9 protein-coding genes and 2 pseudogenes are annotated in these 8,642 nt (G+C 67.1%); 4 read left to right on the top strand and 7 right to left on the bottom strand.

Annotated features, from left to right (window positions below; translation table 11 throughout):
- Positions 1-483 precede the first annotated feature (483 nt).
- Complete coding sequence (locus ACWDO5_RS34290) at positions 484-858, top strand: VOC family protein (RefSeq protein WP_385515096.1); 375 nt, start codon at positions 484-486, stop codon at positions 856-858.
- A 294-nt stretch (positions 859-1,152) separates the two neighbouring features.
- Positions 1,153-1,695 (top strand): GNAT family N-acetyltransferase, encoded by a 543-nt coding sequence (locus tag ACWDO5_RS34295; RefSeq protein WP_450534455.1) that lies wholly within the window; start codon positions 1,153-1,155, stop codon positions 1,693-1,695.
- A 126-nt stretch (positions 1,696-1,821) separates the two neighbouring features.
- Here the strand turns inward: ACWDO5_RS34295 and ACWDO5_RS34300 are convergent, their stop codons facing one another.
- Positions 1,822-3,135 carry an ISL3 family transposase gene (locus ACWDO5_RS34300; protein ID WP_450534456.1) on the bottom strand — a complete coding sequence of 438 codons (1,314 nt, stop codon included), beginning with the start codon at positions 3,133-3,135 and terminating at the stop codon, positions 1,822-1,824.
- A gap of 286 nt (positions 3,136-3,421) precedes the next feature.
- Here ACWDO5_RS34300 and ACWDO5_RS34305 point away from each other — a divergent pair, with 286 nt between their 5' ends.
- Together ACWDO5_RS34305 and ACWDO5_RS34310 are read left to right on the top strand one after the other, a co-directional pair.
- Positions 3,422-4,051 (top strand): hypothetical protein, encoded by a 630-nt coding sequence (locus tag ACWDO5_RS34305; protein ID WP_450534457.1) that lies wholly within the window; start codon positions 3,422-3,424, stop codon positions 4,049-4,051.
- Positions 4,047-4,400 (top strand): annotated as a pseudogene (locus ACWDO5_RS34310) (DUF1062 domain-containing protein); the annotation flags it as partial. The gene ACWDO5_RS34305 and the pseudogene ACWDO5_RS34310, both read left to right, overlap by 5 nt.
- 49 nt (positions 4,401-4,449) lie before the next feature.
- Here the strand turns inward: ACWDO5_RS34310 and ACWDO5_RS34315 are convergent.
- The 6 genes and pseudogenes from ACWDO5_RS34315 to ACWDO5_RS34340 all read right to left on the bottom strand — a co-directional run.
- Complete coding sequence (locus ACWDO5_RS34315; protein WP_450534458.1) at positions 4,450-5,679, bottom strand: tyrosine-type recombinase/integrase; 1,230 nt, start codon at positions 5,677-5,679, stop codon at positions 4,450-4,452.
- A gap of 464 nt (positions 5,680-6,143) precedes the next feature.
- The gene (locus ACWDO5_RS34320; protein ID WP_450534459.1) at positions 6,144-6,389 is read right to left on the bottom strand and encodes a hypothetical protein; all 246 of its coding nucleotides are present in this window, start codon (positions 6,387-6,389) and stop codon (positions 6,144-6,146) included.
- A gap of 114 nt (positions 6,390-6,503) precedes the next feature.
- Positions 6,504-6,713 carry a hypothetical protein gene (locus ACWDO5_RS34325; protein ID WP_246459804.1) on the bottom strand — a complete coding sequence of 70 codons (210 nt, stop codon included), beginning with the start codon at positions 6,711-6,713 and terminating at the stop codon, positions 6,504-6,506.
- Positions 6,714-6,730: 17 nt separating this feature from the next.
- Positions 6,731-7,171: a VOC family protein gene (locus ACWDO5_RS34330; protein ID WP_037694117.1), complete on the bottom strand. Its 441-nt coding sequence runs from the start codon at positions 7,169-7,171 to the stop codon at positions 6,731-6,733.
- Positions 7,172-7,843: 672 nt separating this feature from the next.
- Positions 7,844-8,470, bottom strand: coding sequence for a glyoxalase (locus tag ACWDO5_RS34335; RefSeq protein WP_450534460.1), 627 nt, complete (start codon positions 8,468-8,470; stop codon positions 7,844-7,846).
- 5 nt (positions 8,471-8,475) lie between these two features.
- A pseudogene (locus ACWDO5_RS34340) lies at positions 8,476-8,642 on the bottom strand (AraC family transcriptional regulator); the annotation flags it as partial.

Consider the following 8,642-nt stretch of genomic DNA (forward strand, 5'->3'; position numbering starts at 1 on the left):
CAAGCGACACACCGTCAGCGGCCTCGATCAGGTGATCCGTTGTCGTACTCATCAGGTGACTCCTACGGGGAGGTACACACCTAATTCATGACACTTCCAAGCGGAACTGAAACTCCTTTGGGTTGAACTTCGGTGGACAGGGCGGCTCTGCGTGCAATGGGGGTGGAAGTTTTCGGGAGCCCGGTTTGGGGAGTTGGGGTTATTGACGGGCGGGGGGTGCGGTGCATTCGGGGCTTGGGTGTTGGCTCGTGCAATGTGCCTTATTCGTCGTGACGGGGGTGGTCAGGGCGGTTGTTGTTCGGGGTCCGGTTCGAGGATTGAGCGGGCGGCGTTCGCGTAGCGGATGGCGGATCCTGCCGCTGCCTCCCCTTTCGGTGAAGCGCGGCGGCGGTCCGGCGTACCGCCGCGCATGCCCGCCGCCGCGGCGGGTACGACCCCTCCCGTACGGGGGCGTCGCGGGCTGAAGAGCGAGGGGTGTCGGAAGTGATTCGAAAGCTGCAGGCGGTCGCGCTGGACTGCGCCGATCCGGTACGGCTCGCGGAGTTCTACGCGGATCTGCTCGGTGGGCGGGTGGTCGCGGATCCGGAGGATCCCGACTGGGTCGAGGTGCACGGGTTCGAGGGGACGCCGCTGGCCTGCCAGCGGGTGGACGGCTACCGAGCGCCCGAATGGCCCGGCCAGGAGCGCCCGCAGCAGCTCCACCTGGACTTCGACGTGGACGACCTCGACGGCGAGGAGAAGCGGGCGCTCACCCTCGGCGCGACCGTGCTGGAGCGGACGGACCAGCTCCGCCCGGGGGCCAACTGGCGGATTTACGCGGACCCGGCCGGCCATCCGTTCTGCCTCTGCCTCCACTGAGTCCACCGGGCCCATCGCAGTCACTGAGGCGCGGCGTCAGGATCGGCCGTCGGGCGGGGACTTCGGCCCCGGGTTCGATCAGCCAGGCGCAGCCCAGCGACACGGCCAGCACCAGCGCGTCGACGCGGGTGTGGTGGGTTTGCGCAGTGGGTTTGTGCAATGTGCTTTAGAAGTCGATTGGTCCCGGTGCGCGATCGACCTCGCCAGCGCCCTCATCTGCTACCGCCTCTACACCAACTGAGGCGATTTTTTATTGGTTTGCCGCCGGCCAGCCCGGTCGGATAGGAAGCTTGCATGCTAAAGGGCGGCAAGGTCGGGCTCAGGGCCCGGCACGAGGACGACATCCCGATCCTGCAGGCCGAGCTCTACGACGACGTGGTCAACTCCTCGCGGGCCGAAGGCCGGCCGTGGCGGCCGATCACGCCCGGCTCGAAGGACTCGCCGCTCGTGGTGGACGACAAGGAACAGCGGCACGTCCCGTTCTCCGTGGTGGAGCTGGACGGCGGCACGCTGGTCGGCACCGCGTCGCTGTGGAGCATCGACAACCACAACCGGTCCGCGCACATCGGGCTGGGGCTGCTGCCGTCCTCCCGCGGCAAGGGCTACGGCACCGACGTGGTCGCGGTGCTTTGCCACTACGGTTTCGTCGTGCGCGGCCTGCAGCGGCTGCAGATCGAGACGCTGTCGGACAACGCCGCGATGCTGCGCTCCGCCGAGCGCAACGGCTTCGTCCGCGAGGGCGTGCTGCGCTCCTCGGCCTGGGTGATGGGCGGGTTCCTGGACGAGGTGCTGCTCGGGCTCCTCGTCCAGGACTGGAAGCCGGACTCGAAGGGCTAGGGCCTGTACGGCGGATCATGTGACTGGTTCGGGCCGGGGTCGTTGCGCCCGTCGTGGGACGGGGAGATCTGACGAACGACGAGTGGGCCCCGCTGAAGCCACATTTGCCCTGGGGGGTCTTCGAAGTTAGGCGGGGTAGAGGTGTCCTCGGGCTCGTCGGGTGGTGACGCATCGTGTCCGTAGCCGCTGATGCTCGGCGTTGCGGAAGCCGAAGGCGTTGCGGGCGACGAGCTTGATCACGCGGTTGATCCCTTCGCTCTTGGCGTTGTGGTGGCCGGTGTCGATGAACGCGGCGATCTCGGGCCACCAGCGGTCGACGGTGGCGGCGAGTTTGGTGACCTCGGGGATGTCGGAGTCCGCGCACCAGGTGAGGAACTTCCATCTGGCATGGCCGATTTGTTCGCGGTCGGCTCCGGTGCGGGCCAGCGCGAGCAGGGTGCGCAGGCTCTCCTTGGCGATCCAGGCGGCGAGCAGTCGCTGTCCGATGGGTCCTTCGTCCAGGAGCGGGTTCCACATTCGTTCGAACTGCTCGTCGGTGAGGTCCTCGCGGTTGCGCAGGAGGCGGTTGCGGGCCTTCCACTCCGGGTCGGTGGCGCGTCCACGTCGGCCCCGGACTTCGGCGGTGGTGCGGCGCCGGATGGTGGAGAGCATCTTGTTGGCGAGCTGGACGACATGGAAGTGGTCGATCACGATCACCGCGTGGGGCAGGCCGGTGCGCAGGGTGGCGCGGTAGGCGGCCGACATGTCGATGGCGACGTAGCGGATGTTCGTGCGCCAGGTCAGTGGGGTGGTGGACAGCCAGGCCAGGACGTCGGCGGCGCTGCGGCCCTCGACCTGGCCAAGGAGTCCGCCGGTGCCGAGGGCGTCGACGAAGCCGGTGTGCCAGCGGTCCCGGGTCAGCTGCCACTTCCCGGTGTCGGGGTCCTGTTCCCAGCGGGGCCGTCCGCGCCTGGTCTCGTCCACGCCCAGCACCTCCACCTCGGGCAGCTCGGCCTCGGTCACCTCGCGGGCGGCCGTGCGGAAGGCGTCCATCACCGTTGGCCAGGAGATGTGCAGGTCACGGGCGGCCTGGACGACGGTGGAGCCGGCGTCACGCACCCGCAGGGCCGCGGCGTGACGTAGCCGGGTGGTGATCCGGGCGCCCGCCGGTATCTGGGGCACCTGCTCGGTGAAGGACTTCCGGGCGCAGCCCGGCTCGTGGCAGTACCAGCGGCGTTTGAGCCAGACCAGCTCCAATCTCCGCTCGCCATACGGCAGATCACGTGGCTGGGTGCGGACCAGGGCCTTGACCCGTAAGGCGAACGTCCCGCAGGACGGGCGGGCCCGTGCTGTCTCGTCCGCGGTGACCAGGTGCACCCGCCGGGTGCCGTCCGCCAGGCGCTCGACTTGCTCCACGGCCAGGCCGTCGAGGTCCAACAGCTTCGTCGTATTGTTGTCCAAGCCCGTGGTTCCATGTGATCAAGCTGCGTAGAGAACAGTCATGATCGTTCATGGCCACGGGCGCCTTGCGCCCGGGTCCGGACGATGGTGTCCCGCCAAGTGGTGTAGCCGATCAAGGCGTGGGACGGCGTGGGGACGTGCCCCCGGGGCGCACACCGATTGGCTGTGACTGCTCCCTGAGCAAGGGCAGGCCACCTCACCTCATGGCCAACGACGGCCACGCCCACCGAGACACATGATGGCAACACCTGTGATGATCCCCCCAGTTACCGCGATGGGAGGGATCATGGGCATCGGCTACAAGACATCATGGCTCGCAGTCCAGGACGCCGCGCCGGAGAAGGCAGCCGACGCCCTCTGCCTGCAACACCGGCGGGTCGTGGACTGGACAGGCGGCACTAGCGCCGCCTACCGACGGGGCGTTTTCGTGGCCAGGCCAGTCCCCAACTGGACGATCGCCCACAGCCGGATCCACCTAACTCCCGTGACCGACGCCACAGATCCACGCTTTCCCGCCTGGCTCCAGACGCTAAGTAAGCAGCTCGGCGACGTCCAATACTTCGCCACCGACCGCATCAGCGAGTATCACGCCTGGGCCAAGGTCGAATCCGGCGAACTGACCCGCGCCTACTGCTACATAGGCGAGCGAGGCGAAGTCCCACTACATCTTGGCGAGCCCACCGACATCGAGAAGGAACTCGGCGTTGGACAACGTTGGCTCGAAGACGGGTGGCAGGACTGGCAGGAGCCCGATTGGGACGACTGGTTCGATGCCATGCCCGGAGAAGACCACGTGATGCGAATCTCCGAGCGCTGGGGCATCTGCCCCCTGGACATCGCCGACGACTCCGTCAACCCCCCAGGGATCTACGGCTTCCCGCCAGGCGTCGACCCTCGCGACTGCCCCACGCCTTGATCGGCTACACCACTTGGCGGGACCCGATCGTCCGGACAGCCCGTCACTCACACTGCGTGACACGCAGGACGAACGACGGTCACCGCACCCGCCTAACTTCGAAGACCCCGACTGGGACAACGCCTGGCGCCTCGACACCGGCGGATCGGATCACCTGGACCGCGAGGTGATCGACGTCTCGGTCCGCTTTGCGGCGCGGATCCCTGTCCGGCCGGTGCGACTGATCGCTGAAGGTTGCGGTCTTTCGCGGGCCGAGGTCGAGAGACTGATCACGGAGGGGAAACTCGTTTCGGCAGTCCGGCTGAGCGGCAAGCTCTCCGGCGACTTCGCCTTCACGCTCCAGCGCTGAGCCCTCCTCGGGACCACGGGCCTGTCCGGCATGATCCGCCGGACAGGCCCTAGGTGTTCTGTCCACGGAGGTTGGTGACAGTGATCACGGTTGGGTGATCTTGAATGAGTGAAGGCCTTCCGGGTTCGGTGTGGATTGCGACGTCTACACACGAACGATCAGCGGGCGCCGACTGGCCGATCGCCTCCAACGTCTCCGACTCGTCGGGAGCGCGGGCTGCCACGGACTCCGGCTCACGGACCAGGAGTTCCTCGGGTCCGTGAGCCAGCACGGCGCAGAAGACTTCGAGTTCGTCGAGTTTGATGCTGTTCGGCTGGCCCGACCACAGCCCGGAGAGCTTGCCCGCGCTCATCGTGAGTCCGCGTTCAGCGAGCATCCGCTGCAATTCGCTGGCCTTCCAGATGCCGCGGTTCGCTGCCGCGAGACGCAGGTTCCACTTCATGGGATCAGTCCCTTCCAGACGCCGGGCAGCTCGTTGCTGTCCTCGCAGCCAGGCGTCCTCGATGTGGGTGCGCTGGACGTGCACGTACCGCATGGTGGTGGCGAGCCAGCTGTGGCCCAACAGCTCCTGGATGGCCATCAGATCCATCCCGGCCAGATACATCTGACTGGCGCAGAAGTGGCGCAGGACGTGCGGGGTCAGCCGTCCGGCCCACGCCGGCAGATGCCGCTCGACAGCTTCGTTCAGGCCGTCTCGCAGGGACTGAGAGCTGACCTGCTTTGACGTGCCGTCCGCGTTTCTGCGCTCCGACGGGAGCAGAGGCGCACCGGGGCGGTCCCACTCGTCGTCGAAGTAGCCCCTGACGTCCTCGACGTACCACTGGGCGGTGGACCGGGCCCCGTTGATCAAGGGCACGAGCCGCTGCTTCGGACCGGCGCCCCGCGATCCCTTGCCGTAGCGCACGTGTACCTTGCCGAACCGTCCGACCTCCCACTTGATGTCGTCCAGGCTCAGACACGGGCACTCGGTGATACGTAGCCCCACCTGCGACATCAGCCGAGCAGCGGTGAAGTTGCGAGCCCCGGTTGCGAACTTCCGGCAGGTCTGCAGATCACAGGACCAGCCCTGGAACAGCTCGGCTATCTCGCGTTCCGACGGCGGGACCCGGATCAGCAACTGATACGAGCCGCGTTGCCGGTTCAGTTCGTCCAGCGGGCACTGCACCACGATGCCAGTGAGGTTGTGAATCTCAACGGCATGACGCAGTTCCAGGAACTGGAAGTAGACAGACAGAGCGTCGGCCTTGCCCCGCCGGGTGGTTGGCGCGAGATGCCGCACCTCCCGCCCGAAGTACTCATCCGCGTCGGGGGGGGGGGTCCATCTCCCACAGGGGCCGGCCGAACCAGTCACGTATCTGCTGGAGATTACCGATGTCGTTGCTGATGTCGGCCGTACCGGCCGCAGCTCGAGCGAGGATGAACCCTGCCAAAATGTCGGTTTCGAACCTCTCCAACTCCTCGGCGGTGGTGGGTCGTCGGGCGTCACGGAGGTCTCGTACACCGGTCAGGCCCATGGGCTTCCCCTCAGCGACTTCACGGGATGTGGGCGTTTCATCACGGTAGGGCTGAGACCTTCATGCTGGATAAAGGTTCCTCGGACTTGGCAATGCTTCACCCGTGAGGGCGACCTGAGTAAAGGAGTCGCTGGCCAGGCACCCACGCACAGAGGTTCGTCCTTACGGTGCCGCGATGAACTCCGGAGAACTGACACACGGGTAGGGCGGGTGTTTTTGCGTGCGGCGGTCAGCCGAGCCAGAGGCCGTCGCGCATGAGGTTGCGTCCCTGCAGCTCGTTCGCCTCCCGCCAGGCCTGGATGCGCCGCGGCCGGATCAGGAAGTACTGGTAGGGCTCGTCGAGCTCGCGCGGGTCGAAACCGGTCTTGGTCGTGAACGCGTCGCCCGTCTCCGGGCCGAGGTTGGCGATGTCCACCGGCTCGGCGGTGCCTTCGACGACAACGACGTCGCGCGTCGGCCCGAGGCCGAGTCGCACCTGGCCGTCTGCCAGCAGGTTGCGGCCGGTGACCGCGCGGCGTCGAGATGAGGAACGCGGTCCCGTCCCGTTCTCCAGACACTCAGATGTGTCTCACCTACTGGTGCCGTCGTTTCAGGAGCCTGTGCGCGAGGGTGGCCACGGGAGTTTGGGCGCGTTCTTCGTCGTACACATGACGATGTGCGACCCGTTCCAGGTGAAGGCGATCGGTACGTTGCGCGGGGTTCCGTCCTTGGCGACGTAGGCCAGGCGGGTCACGTCACGGGCCAGCAGCTCCTGGCTGATCGGGCGGTTCAGAACCTCGATGATCTCGTTCGGCTGCATGGTTCGGTTTCTCCTTCTCAGCGCAGTTGCTCGGCCAGTCCGACGATGATGCCCTCCGGGCCGCGGAGGTAGCAGAGCAGATAGCTGTCCTCGAACCGGGCGATCTCGCCGACGAGTTCGGCGCCGTGAGGGCGCAGGCGGGCAACGGTGTCCTCGATGTCGTCGACGGCGAACATGACGCGGTGCGTGCCCAGAATGTTGTGCGGCCGGTTGCGCGGCCCGGCGCTGATCACCGCGGGGCTGCGGTACTTCGCCAGCTCGAGCCGGCTGTGACCGTCCGGGGTCCGGACCATCGCGATGTCACAGCGGACGCCGTCGAGTCCGGTGCACTGGTCGGCGAAGAGGCCCTCGACCTCCGCCCTGCCCTCCAGCTCCATACCGAGTTCCACGAAGAACGCGATGGCGGCATCCATGTCCTCGACGACGATGCCGACGTTGTCCATCCGCTGAATCGCCATGCTGGTTTCTCCTTCTTCCTCGTGCGGCCGGTGGTGGCCGCTGATGTCCCTGGGACGGAGCCGGTGGCACGTTCTCGACATCCTCAGACCGCCGAACTCCGAAAAATCTGGATCGCGCCTCTGCACCGCTACAGCAGACCCGCGAGCCAGGCGCCACCACCGAGGGTGAGTGCGGCGCAGGTGGCCGCTCCCATGAAGACGATCAGCCGCAGCGTGCCGTCCCCGCTTTTCAATGCTTCCTCGACGATTCGCAGCGTGCGCGCTTGAGCATTGCGCCTCCCCAATTAATTCACGGTGCCGGGTCACCCTTGGCGGGTGGAGTTCCCCGTGCCGCTCGCCCTCGCCGCACCCGTCCGGGCCCCGCCGCGCGGCGCCGGCGCGAGCTGGGTGCCGCGCTGACCCCCGGCGGGCCCGAGCATCCGTGGACGGGAAGAGACATCAGGAAGTCTGGAGAACTACGGTAGGAGAGCGGGATGAGGTGGACGCCGCCCGGGGAGCTCGACGTCGCGACCCAGAGATCGACGTCGCTCTCCAGTTTCGTGCGAGTGTCCCGCAGCCTCTCCTCAAGCCCACGCGGCGGCGCGCCCGTCATTCTTCCTCCAGTCACTTCGTGGAGAGCCCTTGCTCGGGAGGGGCTCCGTCGGTCATCGGTCCGTCAGGCAGAGTGACAAATCAGGGCGTGGGTGTCGGCGATGCGGCCTCCCATGCAAACCCGTCTGGGTCGGTGAAAGGCCCGTCATCGCTGCCTATCATGATCCGGTGCGATCCGGTGCCGTCGGCAGAGACGCCGGCGTCCTTGGCAAGGGCACGGCGCCTGTACAGCGCCAGCTTGACGGGACTCGACCCAGCAGCGAACTCGACGTACATGCGGCCGAAGCTCTTCGCCACGGCAAGGCCTTGGTCGACGTAGAACCGCTTGCTCGCGGCCACGTCCGCGACTCCCAGCAGGAGCACGATCTCGTCGACCCGCCGGGTGGCAGGGCCGGTGTCCTTCTTCGCCGAGGTCGCGACCTTCCAGATCGTCCCGTCCGGGGCTTGTACGACACCGCCGTAGCCCCAGAGCGACTTCGCGGCAGGCTTCAGCGGCGTGGCGCCGGCGTCGAGGGCGGCGTCGATGAGGCTGTTGACGGTGGCCGGCTGGGACACCGTGAGCGCCAGCGTGAACCCACGGAAGCCGGTTGTGGGTGCCTCCGAGGCCCGCAGGCGTATCTGCGTGTCCAAACCGAAGACGGCGGTGTAGAAGCGGTTGGCGGCCGTGGGGTCGGCCACGTCGAGGGTGACGGATTCGATGGAAGCCATAGCCGTCACGCTAGTTGCAGCTCGGCGACCGGCGCTTCTTGATTCCTGATCGGTCTTGTCACCTGTTCTGCCACACGCGGCGGCATCCCCGCCGCAGCGCCCGTTGCGCGGCGCCGGTAGGCGCTGGGCGGCATGCCGACCAGCTCGGTGAAGCGGGTGCTGAAGGTGCCCA

Source organism: Streptomyces sp. NPDC000880, from assembly GCF_053599675.1.

Excerpts from the sequence above, each read along its gene's own strand:
- ACWDO5_RS34305 (WP_450534457.1), top strand. The coding sequence starts at position 3,422 with ATGGGCATCGGCTACAAGACATCATGGCTCGCAGTCCAGGACGCCGCG.
- ACWDO5_RS34325 (WP_246459804.1), bottom strand. The coding sequence starts at position 6,713 with ATGCAGCCGAACGAGATCATCGAGGTTCTGAACCGCCCGATCAGCCAG.
- ACWDO5_RS34295 (WP_450534455.1), top strand. The coding sequence starts at position 1,153 with ATGCTAAAGGGCGGCAAGGTCGGGCTCAGGGCCCGGCACGAGGACGAC.
- ACWDO5_RS34330 (WP_037694117.1), bottom strand. The coding sequence starts at position 7,171 with ATGGCGATTCAGCGGATGGACAACGTCGGCATCGTCGTCGAGGACATG.
- ACWDO5_RS34335 (WP_450534460.1), bottom strand. The coding sequence starts at position 8,470 with ATGGCTTCCATCGAATCCGTCACCCTCGACGTGGCCGACCCCACGGCC.